This is a genomic window from Lentzea sp. NPDC004782, assembly GCF_040609115.1.
GTDB lineage: Bacteria > Actinomycetota > Actinomycetes > Mycobacteriales > Pseudonocardiaceae > Lentzea.
On sequence record NZ_JBEXJN010000019.1, the window covers coordinates 82,001 to 101,182 of the forward strand.

The window sequence follows — 19,182 nt, forward strand, 5'->3', positions numbered from 1 at the left end:
GGACAACGTGCGGCTTGAGCTGACCGACGGCCGCACCGTCACCGTGCGCGGCGACGTGCTGGGTGAGGTGTTGCACGACCTGCGGGTGTTCCGGGACCTGATGGCCGCGCGGGAGCAGGAAGCGCTGACCCTGGTGTCCTGTTCGACCGGTGCGGATCGGTTCGGCGGCGGCACCGCGTACGACCTGCAGCAGGCACTGGCCCAGTTCGGGTACCGGCAGCCGGTGGTGGCGCCCACGACCGTGGTCCAGGTCGGGGCGCCCCTCAAGGACGCGTGGGACACCGTGGTGACCCAGGGCGGCCGGTGGGAGCAGTTCTCGTCCGGGCCGGCCTGGACGCTGGGCGAGCTGCACGGCGAGGCCAGGTGGATCCCGGTCGAGCCCGCCGAGGTGCGGTCGCGGCCGATCATGCACGAGGGCCGGCCGGTCGGTGTGTCGTTCTGGCGGGAAGGCGCGGGCGAGGCCGGCCCCGTTCCCGGTGAAGCGCGGACCATGCCGTTGCCGAAGCGGACGTTCTACGTGTCGGCGGAGTCCGATGCGGACGGCCGCCTCGTCCTGCACACGCGCGACGGTGCGACGGTGCACCTCGACGGTCCCGCTTTCGCGCGGGTCGTGGGCAACAGCGAGACGTTCCGCGGCGTGCGGGACTTCCGCAGGGTGGGGCCGATCGCACTCGCGGTCTCCAGCCCGCTCGACGGTCCGAGCTGGGGCAAGCACTTCCACCAGGTCCTCAACCGCGAGTTCGGTGTCGAGAACCCGGTCCACCAGCCCCGGGGCGCGGCCGGCCTGCGCCGCGGCGACGACGGCGCTCCGGTCGTGTGGAGCCAGGACGGCTGGACCGTGCACGACCGCACCGCCGATGTCCCCGAACTCGTCGTCCGCCACACCACCGGACCGGACACGGGTTCCGGGCGGATGTCCCGGTCCGGCGGTGAGTCGTCGGGGTTGGGGCGGCTGCACGGTGTGGACGCGACCGGCGCCGTGCGCCGGTTCGAGCCCGGCGAGGTCCGGGTTCGGCCACTGTCGCGCGGTGGGGAGCAGATCGGTCTGACGTTCCTCAGCGGGAGTGAGCGTTCCGCTTCGTTGCGGTGGGGTGCGGAGCCGGGGCGCGAGCATCTGCGGACGTTCGTGCACCCCGAGGGTTCGTCGTCGTTCCCGAGCAGCAAGGGCGCGGCCGAGGTGCGCGGGCCGTGGCGCACGGACGCGGCGTACGTGGCGGTGCGCGGTGGCACGGACTCCTTCGAACTGCGGTTGAACGACGGCGCGCGGGTGCGGGTCGACGGGGAGACGTTCGGGCGCGTGATGGCCGACCTGACACCGTTCCGCAGGATGGCCGACGTCAACGCGAGCGGCACACTGGTGCTCCTCGCGGGCCGGTCCGGTGCGGGCGAGGCGGCGCGGAACTTCCAGCGGGCGCTGGCGGACGGGGGCTGGAACCAGCTGGTGGTCGCGCCGACGAGCGACGTGCACCTGCGGACGGCCTGGTTGAAGCGCGGCGGCCAGATCGTCGTGGACCAGGGCGGGGCCTGGCGGGCGTTCCCGCTGCCGGACGTGGTCCACGACCAGGTTCTGCCCGGCTTCACCCTGAACGCGGAGCCGACCCAGTTCCGCACCGGTGAGGTGCGGGTCGCCGGAGTGACCGATCCGCAGGGCAGGCCGGTGGCGGTGTCGTTCACGGTCGGCGATGAGCTGCGCGACGACATGCGGTACTTCAGCCGCCCTGACGGTGGCGCCACCTGGCTGCTGCCGGAGGGAGACCGCGGCGCGAGGTTCGGGTCGGACATGGCCGACGGCAGGATCGTGTCGCAGCCCTCGCCTTGGCCCGCGCGGTCGGCGTACGTGACGCTGCACGGTTTCCCCAGCCGCGTGCTGCTGGAGCTGACCGATGGCCGTGCGGTCACGGTGACCGGTGACGTGCTGGCCAAGGTGCTGCACGACCTCGGCACGTTCCGGGACCTGATGTCGGCGCGCGAGCAGGAAGCGCTGACCCTGCTGTCCTGCTCGACCGGTGCGGTGCGGGCCGCCGGTGGTGTCGCGGACGACTTCCAGCGGGCGCTGGCCGAGTTCGGCTACCGGCAGCCGGTGGTGGCGCCCACGAAGCCGGTCGCGGTGCACGAGTGGCGCAGGACCACCTGGGACACCTTCGTCGTCGACGGCGGCCGCTGGCAGCAGTTCTCGTCGGGCCCGGCACACGCGCTGGGCCGGCTCCAGGACGACTCCGCGTGGGTCTCGTTCACACCGTCCGAAGTGCGTTCGACGCCGGTGCTGCGCGACGGCCTGCCGGTCGGGGTGTCGTTCCGGGGAGACGGTGCGACGGCGCGCGGTTCGGTCTGGGGCGCCACCGGCGGCCGGGTCGCGGACGGCGCGGTGCCGGAGCGTGCGTTCGCCGTGTTCGTCGAGCGGGGCGGGACGAACGAGTTCGTGGTGCAGACCGCCAAGGGCGACTCGGTCCTCGTCGACGGTCCGGTGCTCGCGCGGGTGGTCGCCGAGTCCGGGACGTTCCGCGGCGCGGAGCAGGCACCTGTCGTGCTGGCGATGTCGAAGCCGCTGTACACGCCGGGACCGGTCAACGGGTTCCACGAGACGCTGATGCGCGACTTCGGTTTCCGCGAGTCGGTGCACGTGCCGCGCGGCCTGGTCGACGTCGTCCCGGACGCGACCGGAGCGCCGGCGCTGCGGTCCCGCGAAGGCTGGATCGAGCACCGCGTCTCCCGCCAGGAACCGGCCGGTGGCATGCCGACGCGCAACGACGCCGAACCCGCGGCGCCCGCCGGCGCGCGGATGAGGGCACCGGAACACGGACTGCACGGTGTGGACGCGACCGGCGGGGTGCGCCGGTTCGAGCCGGGCGAGGTCCAGGTTCGGCCGATGGTGCGCGGTGGGGAGCAGATCGGTCTGACGTTCCTCAGCGGGAGTGAGCGTTCCGCTTCGTTGCGGTGGGGTGCGGAGCCGGGGCGCGAGCATCTGCGGACGTTCGTGCACCCCGAGGGTTCGTCGTCGTTCCCGAGCAGCAAGGGCGCGGCCGAGGTGCGCGGGCCGTGGCGCACGGACGCGGCGTACGTGGCGGTGCGCGGTGGCACGGACTCCTTCGAACTGCGGTTGAACGACGGCGCGCGGGTGCGGGTCGACGGGGAGACGTTCGGGCGCGTGATGGCCGAGCTGACACCGTTCCGCAGGATGGCGGAGGACCCCAACGGCGGCACGCTGGTGCTGCTGGCCGGTCGGTCGGCCGCCGGTGCCGCGGCACGGGACTTCCAGCAGGGACTCGCGTCCGCAGGGTGGGACCAGCTGGTGGTGGCGCCGACGGCGGACGTGCACCTGCGGACCGCGCTGCTCAAGCGCGGCGGCCAGATCGTCGTGGACCGCGGCGGCTCCTGGCGGGCGTTCCCCGAGCCGGGCGTGATCGCCAACCGGCAGCTCGACGCGGAGTCGCCCTACGGGGCGCCGACCACCATCCGCACCGGTGACGTGCGGGCCACCACGCTCAACGGTCACGACGGCAGGCCGCTGGCGGTCTCGTTCCTGATCGGCAACGAGCTGCACGACCACGTGCAGCGGCTGGCTCTCCCGGCCACGCATCGGACGTCGCTCGTGCCGGAGGGCATGGACGGCGCGCGGTTCGTGCAGGAGATGAGGGCGGGGCGGGACATCTCGCAGCCCTCGCCGTGGCCTGAGCGGTCGGCCTACGTCATCACCCACGGCTTCCCGGAGAAGGTCCAGCTGGAACTGGTCGACGGGCGCACGGTCATGCTGCGCGGTGCGGCGTTCGCCGACCTGCTCGGGGACCTGCGGGCGTTCGGGGACCTGATGGCGGCGCGCGACCCGGAGGCGCTGACGCTGCTCGCGTGCTCGACCGGTGAGACGCGGGGCGTCGGCGGTCTGGCGCACGACTTCCAGCGTGCGCTGGAGGCCCACGGACATCGCCGGCCCGTGGTGGCGCCGACCAACACGGCCGGCACCTACTCGGTGAAGAAGGACGCCTGGAGCACCCACGTGCTCGACGGCCGGTGGGAGGCGTTCTCGTCGGGCCGGGCCCCCGTGCTGGGTCAGCTGCACGACCAGGCCCGCTGGGTGCCGGTCGACCCCGCCGAGGTGCGGTCGAGGCCGATCGTGCAGGGCGACCGCCCGGTCGGCGTGTCGTTCCGGCGGGAGAACGCGGGAGACGCCGGGCAGCCGCAGGGGCAGACCGCGCGGTTGCGGGAGGGCACCTTCCACGTCTCGGCGGAGTCCGATGTGGACGGACGGCTGGTCGTGCACACCACCGACGGCCGGACCGTGCACGTCGACGGCGCGGCGTTCGCCAGGATGGTGGGCAACAGCGAGACCTTCCGCGCCATGGGCGGTCTCCACCGGTCGGCGCCGATCGTGCTGGTCGCCTCGACGCCGCTGTCCGGACGGACCCCCGGCGCGGACTTCCACCAGACGCTGCGCGGCGAGTTCGGCGTCAACAACCCCGTGTACGAGCTCAGGGGTGAGGCCGGCCTGCACGCCGACGGCCACAGCAGGCCCGTCGTCTGGTTCCAGGACGGCTGGACCGTCCACCACCGCGATGCCGACGTCCCCGCGCAGGTCGTCCGGCCGCCCGCTCCGGCGGCGCGGGTCGACGGGCTGACGTCGCTGCCCGGCACCTCCGGGCTGGGGCGCCTGGAGGGAACGGAACCCTCCGGCGACGTGCGCCGGTTCGAACCCGGTGACGTCCGGGTCGAGCCGTTGCGGGGCAAGGCGAAGGAGCCCATCGGGTTCACCTTCCTCACCGGCGCCGAGCGGTCCGCCTCGCTGCGGTGGGGCGCGGAGCCCGGCATCGAGCACCTGCGGACCTTCGTGCAGCGGGAGGGCTCGTCGTCGTTCCCGAGCAGCAAGGGCGCGACGATGGTCCCCGCGAACTGGCGCGAGGACTCGACGTACGTCGCGGTGCGCGGTGGCGAGGACTCGTTCGAGCTGCGGCTGACCGACGGCGCGCGGCTGACGGTGGACGGGGCGACGTTCGGCCGGGTGCTGTCCGAGCTGCCCGGCTTCCGGCGGATGGCGGAGAACGACGCCGGCGGCTCGCTGGTCCTGCTCTCCGGCCGGTCGGGCGCCGGCCGTGCCGCCGCGGACTTCCAGCAGGCGCTGGCGGCGCAGGGCTGGCCGCACCTGGTGGTGGCGCCCACCACCGACGTGCACCTGCGGACGGCGTGGTTCAAGCGGGCCGGCCAGATCGTCGTGGACCAGGGTGGTTCCTGGCGGACGGTCCCGACCGCCGAGGTGGTCGAGAACCGGGCGCTCATGGCGCGGACGTTGCGGGGACAGCGCACCTACTTCAACACCGACGAGGTGCGAGTCACCTCGATCAACGGCCCGGACGGCAGGCCGCAGGCGGTGTCCTTCGTGGTCGGCCGGGAGCTGCGCCAGGACCTGGACACCTTCGCGCAGCCGCATCGCGGCAGGACGACGTTGCTGCCCGACGGCGAGGCGGGCAAGCGGCTCGAGCGGGAGATCGACCGCGGAGCGGACTTCTCGCAGCCCGCGCCGTGGCCGGAGCCGGCCGCGTACATCACCGCGCACAGCAACCGCGACATCGCGAGGATCGAGCTGACCGACGGCCACTCGCTGCTGGTGCGCGGGGCCGTGCTGGCGGAGTTGCTGCACGACCTGAGGCCGTTCCGCGACCTGATGGCCGCACGTGAGCACCAAGCGCTGACGCTGCTGTCCTGCTGGGCCGGTGCCGACCGGCACGCCGGTGGCACCGCGTTCGACTTCCAGCAGGCGCTGGAGAGGCTCGGGTACCGCCAGCCGGTGGTGGCGCCGACGGGACCGGTCCGCTTCGGCCTCGACGTGCCCGGGACCTCGTGGGAGAGCTTCGTGTCCAGGGGTGGCCACTGGGAGTCGTTCCCGCACCAGTGGGAGTGGACCCCGGACGTGCTCGCGGACGAGGCCGGTCTGGTCCCGTCCACGTCCGGCCGGGACCGCGACCTGACGCTGTCCTCCGCACGGGCGCTCGGAGACGACCCCGGCCACGTCTTTCCCGAGGAACGGGCGCCGTCGGAAGCCCCGGTGCCGCAGGGTGTCGGCCCGGACGGGCGGGTGCGCGAGTTCGACTACGGCGACGTGCAGTTCAAGGAGCTGACGCGCTGGGGCAAGCCCGTCGGCCTGACGTTCCTGACCGGCGCCGACCAAGCCGCCTCGGTGGCGTGGGCAGGCGCGCCCCGCAGTGAGCACCTGCGCACGTTCGTGCACCCGGAGGGCGACGGCCCGTCGGCGTTCCCGAGCAGCGACGGCGCCCGGCCGGTCGCGGGCAGGTGGCGCGAGGACTCCCTGTACGTCGCGGTCAAGGGCAGCGCCGACGGCTTCGAGCTGCGGCTGACCGACGGCTCGCCGGTGCGGGTGGACGGGGAGAACTTCGGCCTGCTGCTCGGTGGCCTGGACAAGTTCCAGGAGATGACGTACGCCAACGAAGGCGGCTCGCTGGTGCTGCTCGCGGGCCGGACGGGCCTCGGCGACGCGGCGGCGGACTTCCAGCGGGCGCTGTCGTACGAAGGCCTGCACCACCTCGTGGTGGCGCCGACGACCGACGTGCACCTGCAGACCGGGTCGTGGTCGCGCAGCGGCGGCCAGCTCGTCCTGGACCGCGGCGGCGCGTGGCGGACGTTCCCGGAGACGCCCGTCGTCGACGGCATGAGCCTGCCCGCGACGCTGGACGGAAGGCCGACGCGGTTCGACACGAGCCAGGTGCGCGCGAACGTGCTCCTCGACCACGACGGCGCTCCGGTCGCGATGACCTTCCTCGTCGGCGCCGACCTGCAGCATTACGTGGACCAGCTGTCCTACCCCCACCGCGGCACCACGGTGACGGTGCGGGAGGGCGAGAGCGTCCGGTCGCGAGTGGAACAGGAGCTGCGCCTCGGCACGGACAGCTCGAAGCCCGCGCCGTGGCCGGAGCGCTCCGCTTACGTGGTGCTCCACGGCGACAAGAACGTGGTGGAGATCCCGCTCACCGACGGGCGCGTCGTCGAGGCGAGCGGTGACGTGCTGGCGATGGTGCTGCAGGACCTGCGCCCGTTCCACCAGCTGATGGCCGGGCGTGACCCGGAGGCGCTGACCCTGTTGTCCTGCGAGACGGGTGGGACCAGGGAACCGGGTGGCGTGGCCCGTGACTTCCAGCGGGCGCTGACCCAGCTCGGGTACCGCCAGCCGGTGGTCGCCCCGACCGTCAGCACCGGCACGCACCTGCACCGCGGCGGGACGTGGGAGAGCTACCTGAAGGGCCGCGGGCGCTGGGAGCAGTTCTCGTCGGGGCCGTCCCAGGCGCTGGGCAGGCTGGCGGAGGACGCCCGCTGGGTCTCGTTCGACCCGGCCGCCGTGCGGTCGGCACCGCTGGTGCGGGAGGGCCGCACGATCGGCGTGTCGTTCCGGGACGGCTCCGAGCCCGCTCCGACGCCCGGCCACGACGGGGCGTCCGGCGCGCGGATGTCGCCGCGGACGTTCGTGGTGTCCGTGCAGTCCGCTGTGGACGGTTCGCTGGTGGTGCACACCGCCGACGGCAGGACGTTGCACGTCGACGGCAGGACGTTCGCGCGGGTGGTCGGCAACACCGAGGTCTTCCGCGGTGAGGGCGACACCAGGCCGGTCGTGCTGGTCACGTCGGCTCCGCTGAAGGCGAGTCAGGGCCGTGGTTTCCACGACGTCCTGCTCCGGGAGTTCGGCGTCCAGGAACCCGTCTACGCGCCGAAGGGCGCCGCCCGGCTGCTGTCCGCGGAGGACGGTGCTCCGGTCGTGCGGACCCAGAACGGGTGGAAGGTCTACGAACCCGCTGCCGACCCGTCCAGCCGCGTCACCCGTCCCGCCGACATCGCGGACCTGCTTGCGAGCGACCGCGACCTGGCCCGTTCGTCCACTGTGGAGCGTGGCGGGCTCGACCTGATGGACTCCGAGCCGCGCACGGGCGCGGTACCGCGCGGCACGTCGTCCGGACCGGCGCCGCGAGCCGCGGCCGGTCTCGACGCGGACGGGCAGCTGCGCCGGTTCATGCCCGGCGACGTGCGAGTCGAGGAGCTGCGGCACGCCGGTCAGGCGGTCGGTCTCACCTTCCTGACCGGCGGTGACCGGGTGAGCTCCCTGACGTGGGCCGAACAGCCCGCAAGGCACCACCTGCGGACCTACGTGCACCCGGACGGCGCCGGCCCGTCGAGGTTCCCCGGCAGCGAGGGCGCGCACTCGACCACGTCGCCGTGGCACGCGGACGCCATGTACGTCGCGGTGCGCGGCGGGTCGGAGGCGTTCGAGCTGCACCTGCGCGACGGCGTGCCGGTGCGCGTGGACGGGACGATGTTCGGGCGGGTGGTCGCCGACCTCGGCACGTTCCGGGACATGACCCTCGACAACAAGAGCGGCACCCTGGTGCTGCTCGCGGCCCGGTCGGCGCTCGGCAGCGCGGCACGGGACTTCCAGCGGGCCCTGGCGGACGTGGGCCTGGTCCACCTGGTGGTGGCCCCGACGACGGACGTGCACCTGCGGACGGGCGAGTTCCCCGGCACCGGTGGCCAGCTCGTCCTGGACCGCGGCGGCGCCTGGCGGCCGTTCCCGAGGCCGGACGTGATCGCCGGCGTGACGCTGACCGCGCAGACGCGCGGCGGGATGCCGACGCCGTTCCGCACGAGCGACGTGCGCGTAACCGTGATCCACGGGCGTGACGGCGGCCCGGTCGGGATGACGTTCCTGGTGGGCAAGGACGTCTTCACCAACCTGGCGCAGATGTCGGAACGCCACCGCGGCACGACGATGACGCTGGCGCCGGGCGAGGAGGTGCGGACCCGGCTGACCCGCGAGGAGCGCACGGGCGAGCCGGGCACGCCGGCGCCGTGGCCGGAGCGCTCTGCCTACGTCGTGCTCCACGGCGGCCCCACCTCGGCGACGATCAACCTCGTCGACGGGCGCAGCATCTCGGTGAGCGGTGCGTCCCTGGCTTCGGTGCTGCACGACCTGCGGGCGTTCCACGGGCTGATGGCCGAGCGTCGCGCGGAGACACTGACCCTGTTCTCCTGCCAGACCGCGGCGACGAGGGGACCGGGCGCCTTCGCCGACGACTTCCAGCGGACGCTGGCCGGGTTCGGGCACCGCCAGCCGGTGGTCGCACCGACCACCAACAGCGGTGTCCACACGATGCGGCCGGAGCTGACGTGGGAGAGCTACCTGCGCAACGACGGCCGGTGGGAGCAGTTCTCGTCCGGCCGCGCCCTGGCACTGGGTCGGCTGCCCGGCGAGCTGCGGCCGGTCCCGTTCGATCCGGCCGCCGTGCGGTCGGCGCCGCTGGTGCTGGCGGGCCGCACGGTCGGCGTGACGTTCTGGGAGCACGGTGTCCAGCCCGCGGCGCAGCCGGGCCTCCGTCCGCTGCGCGGCGCGATGATGCCGCCGGGCACCTTCCACGTGGCCGTGTCGTCCGATGTGGACGGCCTGATCGTCTTGCACACCAACGACAGCAGGACCGTGCACGTCGACGGCAGGATCTTCGCGCGGGTGGTCGGCAACGCCGAGGTCTTCCGCGGTGACGCCGGCACGGGACCGCGCAGGCGGATCGCTCTGATCACCTCGTCCCCGGTGGACGCGCCGTCACAGGGCGCGGGCTTCCGCGACACGCTGGTCCGCGAGTTCGGCGTCCGCGTGCCGGTCTACGAGCCCAGGGGTGTGGCACGCCTGCAGGCCACCCCCGACGGCACGCCGGTCGTGCTGACGCAGAACGGCTGGGCCATGCACGACCGGACCCCAGAAGCCCCCGCACGCGTCGTGCCTCCTGCCGGCCGGTCCGACGGCGACCTGATGGCTCCTGGCTCCGGCAGGGGTGTCGCGCCCGCGCCGTGGACGAGCCGGACCGAACCCGGCCGGGGCGCCGACCGCGACCTGGCACGGCCCTCCGCCGCGCCGGAACACGTGCCCTCGGCCGTCCGGCCGCTGCACGGTGCGGACGCGTCCGGTGAGGTGCGGCGGTTCGAGGCGAGCGAGGTCCGGGCGACCCCGCTGCTCCGCGGCACCAAGCTCGTCGGCCTGACGTTCGTCGGCGGCCGCGGGTTCTACGACTCCCTGCGGTGGGGCAGCGAGCCGCGCGCCCAGCACCTGCGGACGTTCGTGAACCCCGAGGCGTTCCCGAGCAGCAAGGGCGCTGAGCCGACCGTGTCGCCGTGGCGCAAGGACGCGATGTACGTCGTGGTGCGCGGCGGGGAGGACTCGTTCGAGCTGCGGCTCAAGGACGGCTCCCCGGTGCGCGTGGACGGGTCGACGTTCGGGCGGGTGATGTCCCAGCTCGACGCCTTCCACCTGATGACCCGGTCCAACGACAGCGGATCGCTGGTGCTCCTCGCCGGCCGGTCGGCGGCAGGTGACGCGGCCGGGGACTTCCAGCGGGCGCTGGCGGACGCCGGCTGGGACCACCTGGTGGTGGCGCCGACGGCGGACGTGCACCTGCGCACGGCGTGGTTCAAGCGCGGCGGCCAGCTCGTCGTGGACCGCGGCGGTGAGTGGCGGACCTTCCCGGCGCCGGACGTGGTCGAAGGGCTGGAGGTGCACGGGCGCACCACCACGGGGTGGAACTCGGACTCGATCCGGTTCCGCACGAGCGATGTGCGCGTGGGCGTGCTGCGCGGTCCGGCCGGTACCCCGACGGGGGTGTCCTTCATGGTCGGCCGCGAAGGGCACTTCTTCGCGAAGGAGATGGCGACGCCGCACGCGGGGACCACGTTCCAGCTTCCGGAAGGGCACCGGCGCCCGGAGCGGGAGGTCCGCGCGGGCCGGGGCAGCTCGCTGGTCGCGCCGTGGCCGGAGCGGTCTGCCTATGTCGTGGCGCACGGCACCCCCTCCTCCGTCACGCTCAATCTCGTCGATGGGCGTGAGGTCGAAGTGCGTGGTCCGGCGCTGGCGAAGGTGCTGCACGACCTGCGCCCGTTCCGGGAGCTGATGGCCGGACACGATCCGGAGGCGCTCCTGCTGCTGTCGTGCACGACCGCCCGGCTGCCGGGCACGGGCGGCGTCGCCCACGACTTCCAGCGGGCACTGGCCGAGGTCGGCTACCGCCAGCCCGTGGTCGCACCGACGACCAAGACCGGTGTGCACACGTTCCGCGGCGACGGGGCGTGGGAGAGTTTCCTGCTCGACGGCGGCACTTGGCGGCACTTCGGCCCGGCACCGGCGCTGATGCTGGGCAAGCTGCCGGACGAGCCCCGGTGGACCTCCTTCGACCCGACGGGCGTGCGGTCGGAAGCCCTGGTGCGGGGAGACGCCACGGTCGGTGTGTCGTTCCGGCGGGACGGCGGCGGCTGGCCGGCCGGCGCGGACCACCGCGCGGTCCAGGGTCTTGAGCTGCCGGAGCGGACGTTCTTCGTGGTGGCCGACTCGGACGCCGAGGGTCTGTTCGTCGTGCACACCGCCGACGGCCGGACGGTGCACGTCAACGGCACGGCGTTCGCGCGGCTGGTCGCCGAGACCAGGCAGTTCGCCGTCAGGGACTTCCGGTACAACGCCGCGCCGATCGTGCTGATCACGTCGGCGCCGGTGGACGCCCCGAGCCAGGGCCGGTCGTTCCACCTCGCCCTGGCCAACGAGTTCGACGCCCGCGGCCCGCACTACGTGCCCAAGGGGCCGGTGCGGGTGTCCGGTGACGGCGGAACCCCGGTCATCCGGTCCGAGCACGGCTGGACGCTCCACGACTTCGCGCTCGACGGACCGCAGGACATCGGTCAGCCCGCTGCCCAGCGGACCGCCCGCCCTGCACGTCAGCCTGCTGGTGCTCGTGGTGGCCAGTCGGTCCTCCTGCCTGGCGGTCGCGAGCAGTTCACGCTGGCCCCGGCCGCCCACGGGCGCGGACGCCTGAACGGCGTGGACCCCGCCGGCGGGGTGCGCCGGTTCGAGCCGGGTGACGTCGAGGCCCACCCGATGCTGCACGGTGAGCAGCAGGTCGGCCTGTCGTTCCTCGGCGGCCGGGACCTGCCCAAGTCGTTGCTGTGGGCCACCGAACCCGGCAGCGAGCACCAGCGGACCTTCGCGCACCCGGAGGGTTCGTCCCGGTTCCCGAGCAGCAGGGGCGCGGCGGAGATCGCGTCGCCGTGGCGCGCCGACGCGATGTACCTCGCGGCGCGTGGTGCGGAGAACTCCTTCGAGCTGCGGCTGACCGACGGCACGCGGGTGCGGGTGGACGGAAGGACGTTCGGGCGCGCGTTGTCCGGCATCGACGCCTTCCGTCGGATGGCCGCCCACAACGAGGGCGGTCAGCTGGTGCTGCTCGCCGGCCGGACGGGCGCCGGTGCGGCGGCCGGGGACCTCCAGCGGGCGCTCGCGTCCATCGGCTGGCACCACCAGGTGGTGGCGCCGACGACCGACGTGCACCTGCGGACCGCCGTGTTCCAGCAGGGCGGCCAGATCGTGCTCGACCGCGGTGGGGCGTGGCGGTCGTTCCCGGTGGCGGACGTGGTCGCGGGGCAGAACCTGGAGGTGGTCACCCACGCCGGAACGACCCGGTTCCACACGAGTGAGGTGCGGGCGACCGTGCTCACCGGGCCGCGCGGTGTCCCGGCGGGCATCACCTTCCTGGTCGGGCGGGAGCTGCACGAGCACGCGGACTGGATGGCACGCCGCCCCGGCGGGACGACGACCCACGTCGCGCCGGACGAGGACGTGCCCACGCGTTTGGCACAGGACCTGCGGGAAGGCCGGGACGGCACCCCTTCGCCGTGGCCGTCGCGGTCGGCCCACATCATCACCCACGGCACGCCGAACGCCGTCTGGCTCCAGCTGGCCGACGGCCGCGAGATCACCGTGAGCGGCGGCGTGCTGGCCACCGTGCTGCACGACCTGCGGCCGTTCCGGGACCTGATGGCGCGGCTCGACCCGGACGCGGTGACGCTGATGGCGTGCCGGACGGGCAGCGAACGCGGTCGCGGCGGCGCGGCGGACGACTTCCAGCGGGCACTGGCCGGGCTCGGCTACCGGCAGCCGGTGGTCGCGCCGACGACCCGCGTCGGGTTCTCCGTGTTCCGCGACGGCGTCGCGTGGCAGAACTACCTGATCGACGGCGGCCGGTGGGAGCAGTTCTCGTCGGGTGCGGCACAGGCGCTGGGCCGGGTGTCCGGCGACGTCCGGTGGATCGCGTTCGACCCGGCCGCGGTGCGGTCCGAGCCGTGGCCGCACGGAGAACGGCAGATCGGTGTGTCGTTCCGGACCGAGCAACCCGTCGTGCTGCACGGCGAGGTGCAGGGTGAACCGTTGCGCCAGCGCGCTTTCCGCGTCGCGGTCGAGTCCGATGTGGACGGTTCGCTGGTGGTGCGCACGGCCGACGGCGTGCGCGTGCACGTCGACGGCCGCACGTTCGCCAGGGTGCTCGGCCAGGCCGACGGGTTCCTGGGCCGGAACGGCATCAGGTGGCCGGGTGCGATCGCCCTGATCACCTCCGGGCCGGTCGACGGTGCTGCCTTCCAGCGGACGCTGCTGCGCGAGTTCGGCGTCACGGGTCCGGTGCACGGGCCCAGGGGCGCGGTGCACCTGCTCGACGGTGGCGAGCGGGTCGTCGCGGAGAACGGCTGGACCACGCACGGCCGCGAGCCCGCGCCCGCGCGCGAGGTCATCCACTTCACGCCGACGACGTTCCGGAGCGAGCGCCCGGACGGGACGCTGGGACGCCCCGACCACGTGTCCGATGTGGATGCCCGGCTGGCCGCGTGGTTCGACGAGGCGGACCGCAAGGCTGAGGCGCCCGCACCGGTGCAGGAGTCCGCGCCGGTGGATCCGGTGCCGACGGCCGAGCGCGGTGCGGAGCTGAAGTCCGGTCGTTCCTGGGTGAAGCGGATCTTCGGCCGTGAGTCGGTGCTGGCCGGTCTCGACGCCACGACCGGCGAGGCGCGGACGTTCCACCGCCGTGACGTCGTGGCGCACACCCTGACGTCCGAGGGCCGCACGGTCGGCATGACGTTCCGCAGCGGAACGGATCGGGTCACGGTGCCCGTCACGGCAGCCCAGGGCAGCGTGTTCCACGTCGACGTCGACGCGACCACCTCCCGGTTCGGGCTGACGTTGAAGGACGGCTCGCGCGTCACGGTCGACGGCGGAGTGCTGGCCGAGGTGGTGGCGAAGGCCAAGCCGTTCCGCTCGGCGCAGACGCTGGCCGGTGTCGCCCTGCCGGGCGCGAACGCGGGCGTGCTCGGTCACGCCGGTGGTGCGGCACACGACTTCCACCGCGGCCTGACCGCGTTCGGCACCCCGGTGGTGGCCGAAGAGGGGCACGGCCGGTGGCGCGGGTTCGGTGGCGCGGTGGCGGGCGTCGAGGACAGCGGCCGGGTGCGGCTGTTCGGCGCGGCCGACGTGCCGGTCGAGCCGGTGCGTGACGGCGACACCGTCATCGGTGTGTCGTTCCGCGGCGCCGCGGACGAGTCGATGCGCGCGCCCGGCGCCGACTCGCCGGTGGTGGCGGTGGAGAACCGGTTCGACCGGTTCCAGCTCACCCTCACCGACGGCACGCGGGTCTCGGTGGGTGGTTCGGCGTTCGCGGACGTGCTGGCGGCCACGCCGTTGTTCGGTCAGGCACGGGAGAACCGCGGCGGCGAGATCGCGCTGCTGGCGTCACGGGCCGGTGCGTCGGGCTGGCGTGGTGGTGCGGCCCTCGACTTCCAGGCCGCGCTGAGCGACCGGCTCGGTGTGGAGACCAAGGTGGTGGCGCCCGCCAACGACCTCACGGCGCACGTGGACGGTCTCGCCACCATCGCCGAGGACGCCGAGATCGAGGCACCCGACCCCAGCTGGCGGATGTTCCCCGTCGTGCCGACGGACCGCCCGGTCCAGGCGGGCCACTTCGAGCGGGGCGTGATCGTCGACGTGACCCCGGCGGACGTGCAGGCCGTGCCGCTGGTCAAGGACGGGCGGGTCGTCGGGGTCACGTTCAGCGTGGACGGCGACGGGCTGGAGACCGCGCTGTCGTGGGCGGCGGCCGACGGCAAGGACACCACCTCCGTGCTGCCGCAGGGGGTCGGCCTGAACGAGGACACCATGGCGCGTGCCCTCGACGCGCAGGCGGGTCCCGCGCCGTGGCCGGAGAACACGTTCTTCGTCGTCGGGCACAGCTTCGCCTCCGGTGACACGTCCGGCTTCCGCCTCCACGACCGCGAGGGCGCTGCGCTGTCGCTGTACGGGCACCAGTTCGCCGATCTCGTGCGGCGGATGGAGCCGTTCCAGGAGCGGATGAGCGGCCCGGACCGCCCGGAGGCGATCGCGCTCGTCGTCTGCACCGTCGCCGACGACCGGCCCGGCACCGCGGCCCACGACTTCCAGCAGGCCATGTCGACCACCTTCGCCGTCGACGTGCCGGTGATCGCACCCACCGATTCCGTCTACATCGGACTGCGGGACGGCCGCGCGGCCACCGCCCTGGAGCACGGGGGCGAGTGGCTCACGTTCTCCGGCGGCTACGGGCAGGTGCTCGGCACCGACGGTCAGGGCAGGAACGTCCCGTTCGCGCCGGAGGAGGTCCGGTCGCAGACCGTCCGCGACGGCGACCGCCCGATCGGACTGTCCTTTGCGGACGGTCGCGCGCCGGTGGACCCGGCGCGGTGGCCGGCCGGTGCGATCGGCCTGGACGTGACGGCATCGGGCGACCGCTTCTCCGTCACGCTCACCGACGGAAGGACCGTCACGGTCGACGGGCGCGCACTGGCGAAGCTGGTCATGGCGTCCCCGGCGTTCCGCGAGGCGGCCGCGGCACAGCGGCCGACGGCGTTCATGGTGTCCGCAGGTTCCGAAAAGGGCGTCAGCGCGTTCCAGCGCACCGTGGCCCGCTCCTTCGGCCTCGACGTGCCCGCGGTGGTCCAGCGCGGTGGCGAGTGGACCGCGCACGCCGAACCGGCGCAGTTCGCCGGAACCGGCGCGGACGGCGGGGTCGAGCTCTTCACCCGGCCCGCCGTGGTGGTCGAGCACAGCGCCACCGGGGTGTCGTTCACCGGCGACCCGCTGCCCGACGGTGGCGCGCCGGACGAGTTCCGCGTCGCCGTCTCCGGCACCCACGACCGGTTCGAGCTGCGGCTGACCGACGGCCGTCAGGTCGCCGTGTCCGGCCGCGTCCTGGCGGACCTGGTGCACGGCACCGGTGCGCCGACCGGCGAGCGGATCACGCTGCTCGGCTCGTCCGCCGGCGAGATCGACGGACCCGGTGGTGCCGCCCACGACTTCCAGCGCGCCCTCGCGCAACGCTTCGAGGTGTGGCAGCCGGTGTCGGCCGCCACCCAGGACGGCACCCTCCGCACGTTCCAGACCCTCGACACGCTGCCCCGGCCGCTGTCGGGAGTCGAGCTCCGGTCCGGCGACGGCGGCCGCCGCCCCATCACGTTCCAGCCCGGCACGATCTCCGCGGCCCCGCTGCGGCACGGCGACCAGGTCGTCGGCGTCACGTTCCGCACCGGTGAGGACCGCCTCGACACCCAGGCGTGGGCCGCTGCGGGTGGCGGCACCGGCACCACCCACCTGCTCGGGGCCGACGAGTTCAACCTCGCCGAGTCCAGTGGGGCGCGGCAGATCCCGGCGCCGTGGCCCGCGCGCACGTTCCACGTCGACGTCGAGGAGTACAGCGGCGCCAGCATTCTGGTCGAGACGCAGAACGGCCGCAAGGTCGTCGTCGACGCCGGGACGCTGGCCGCGATCGTCGCCCGTTCGGAGCCGTTCCAGCAGGCCTACGGCGGTGCACCCGAGGCCGTGACGCTGCTCGTGTCCGGCGGTGGCGCGCCAGGTGGTGCAGTGGAAGGCTTCCAGCGCGCGCTGCACAAGCAGTTCGGTCGCACCGAGCCCATTTACGCGCCCACCAACGACCTCGAACTCGCGGCGGCGGGCACCGTGGTGCACGACGCGGGGGAGTGGCGGCGCGTCGAGCCCGAGCCGGAGCCCGCAGGGCCTCCCGCGGCCGACCGCGGTGCCGAGCTGAAGTCCGGTCGTTCCTGGTTGAAGCGGGTCTTCGGCCGGGAGTCGGTGCTGGCGGGCCTGGACGCGGCGACCGGCGAAGCGCGGACGTTCACTCGGCGCGATGTCGTCGGGCAGGTCCTGACGTCCGAGGGCCGCACCGTCGGCGTGACGTTCCGCAGCGGGACGGACCGGGTCTCGGTGCCGGTCACGGCGACGCAGGGCAGCGTGTTCCACGTCGACGTCGACGCGAGCGCGAACCGGTTCGGGCTGACGTTGAAGGACGGCTCCCGCATCACGGTCGACGGTGCGACGCTGGCCACCGTGGTGGCGAAGGCCAAGCCGTTCCGGACCATCGAGTCGCTGGCCGGTGTCGCCCTGCCGGGAACGGCGGCGGGCGTGCTCGGCCATGACGGTGGCGCGGCGCACGACTTCCAGCGCGGGCTGGCCGCGTTCGGCACCGCGGTGGTGGCCGAGGACGGCCAGGGCCGCTGGCGCGGGTTCGGTGGCGTGGTGGCGGGCACCGACGCCACCGGCCGGGTGCGCGTGTTCACCGCGGCCGATGTGCCGGTCGAGCAGATCCGGGCCGGGGACAGCGTCGTGGGCGTGTCGTTCCGCGGCGCCGTGGACGAGCCCGCGGCAGGGCCGTTCCAGGTGGCGGTGGACAGCGATGTCGAGCGGTTCCACGTGACGCTGGCGGACGGGACGCGGGTCGCGCTGGGCGGAACGGCGTTCGCGGACCTGCTGGCGTCGCACAGCGAGTCGCGCGAGGTGACGCTGCTGGCCTCGCGGGCGGGTGCGTACAGCTGGCGCGGTGGCGCGGCGCACGACTTCCAGGCCGCGTTGAGCGACCGGCTGGGGGTGGAGGCCAGGGTGACCGCGGCCGCCGGTGAGTTCGCCGGACCGGCCACGATGTGGCGGGAGCTGCCGGAACTGCCGCTGGACCAGCCGGCCCAGGGGTATCGCATCGACCTGGGCGGTCACGTCGACGTGGCCCCCGCGGACGTGCGGGTCGAACCCCTGATGAGGGACGGCCGGACCATCGGTGTCGTGTTCGGCATGAGCGACGACGACGTGGCGGCCGCGCACGCGTGGACGGCGGCGGACGCCCGAGGCACGATGTCGGTGCTGCCGCAGGGGGTCAGCGACATCAACGCGGTCGAGGGCGGACTGGATGCCCACGCCGGTCCGGTGCCGTGGCCGGAGAACACGTTCTTCATCGTCAGCCACAGCTTCGGCGCCCAGGGCGGCTCCTCCGGCTTCCGCGTCCACGACCGCGAGGGTGCGGTGGTGTCGCTGTACGGGCACCCGTTCGCCGACCTCGTGCGGCGGCTGGAGCCGTTCCAGGAGCGGATGAGCGGCCCGGACCGGCCGGACGCGATCGCGCTGATCGTCTGCACCGTCGGGGACGACCGCGCCGGTGAGGCGGCGCACGACTTCCAGAACGCCCTCTCGACCTCGTTCGGCCACGACCTCCCCGTGCTCGCCTCGACCGACGCGGTTCACATCGGGGTGCGGGACGGCCGCGCGGTGACCGCGCTGCACCACGGCGGACGGTGGAACACGTTCTCCGGTGGGTACGGGCTGGTGCTCGGCACGGACGCCAGTGGCCGGGTCGCGCCCTTCCGGGCCGAGGACGTCCGGTCGCACTTCGTGCACCACCCGGCGGGAGTGTCCTTCGGGGACAGTCCTGAACGGACTGGAACGGAACAGTGGCCGGACGGCGCCGTCGGCGTGGGCGTGCGGGCGGTGGCGGACCGGTTCCGCGTCACGCTCGCGGACGGCCGTCAGCTCACGGTCGACGGCCCGGCCTTCGCCAAGGTGCTAGTGGCGTCCTCGGCGTTCCGCGAGCTCACCGCCACCAGCGCGCCGACGGCCCTGGTGGTGACGGACGGCGCGCCGAGCGCGGTCCGCGAGTTCCAGACGAGGCTGGCGTCGACCTTCCACGTGCACACACCGGTCCTCGCGCCCGGTGCCGAGTGGACCGTCTACGCCGGGCTGCCGTTGGTGGTGGAGCGTTCCGCCGACGGCCAGGTGCACCTCGTTCACGCGCCGGACGCAGAGGACGACACGCGTTCCGAGGACGCCTGGTCGGCGGTGGGCGCGGACAGCGCTTCCGAGTCGCCCGCCTGGGACGAGATCTCGGTGCCGGATGTCGGCGACGTCGTGGACCGGGTGAGCGACGTGGAGACGCCGCGCTCCATCTCCCTCGCCGACTTCCTCGGTGGCACGCCGCCACGCGACGAGAACCGATGAGGACTACAGTGGGTGTTCACCTCCGCGCGGGCGTG

Annotated in this window: 1 protein-coding gene (running past one end of the window); it reads left to right on the top strand. The window is 73.9% G+C overall.

The genetic code is table 11. The annotated features are described in order from the left end of the window. On the top strand, positions 1–19,147 hold the 3' portion of the coding sequence (locus ABZV40_RS19235) for a hypothetical protein (RefSeq protein ID WP_355442828.1). 17,525 nt of this gene lie to the left of the window's left edge; the window shows 19,147 of its 36,672 coding nt (coding positions 17,526–36,672); its start codon lies off the left edge, out of view; it ends in the stop codon at positions 19,145–19,147. The last annotated feature ends 35 nt before the right edge of the window (positions 19,148–19,182 follow it).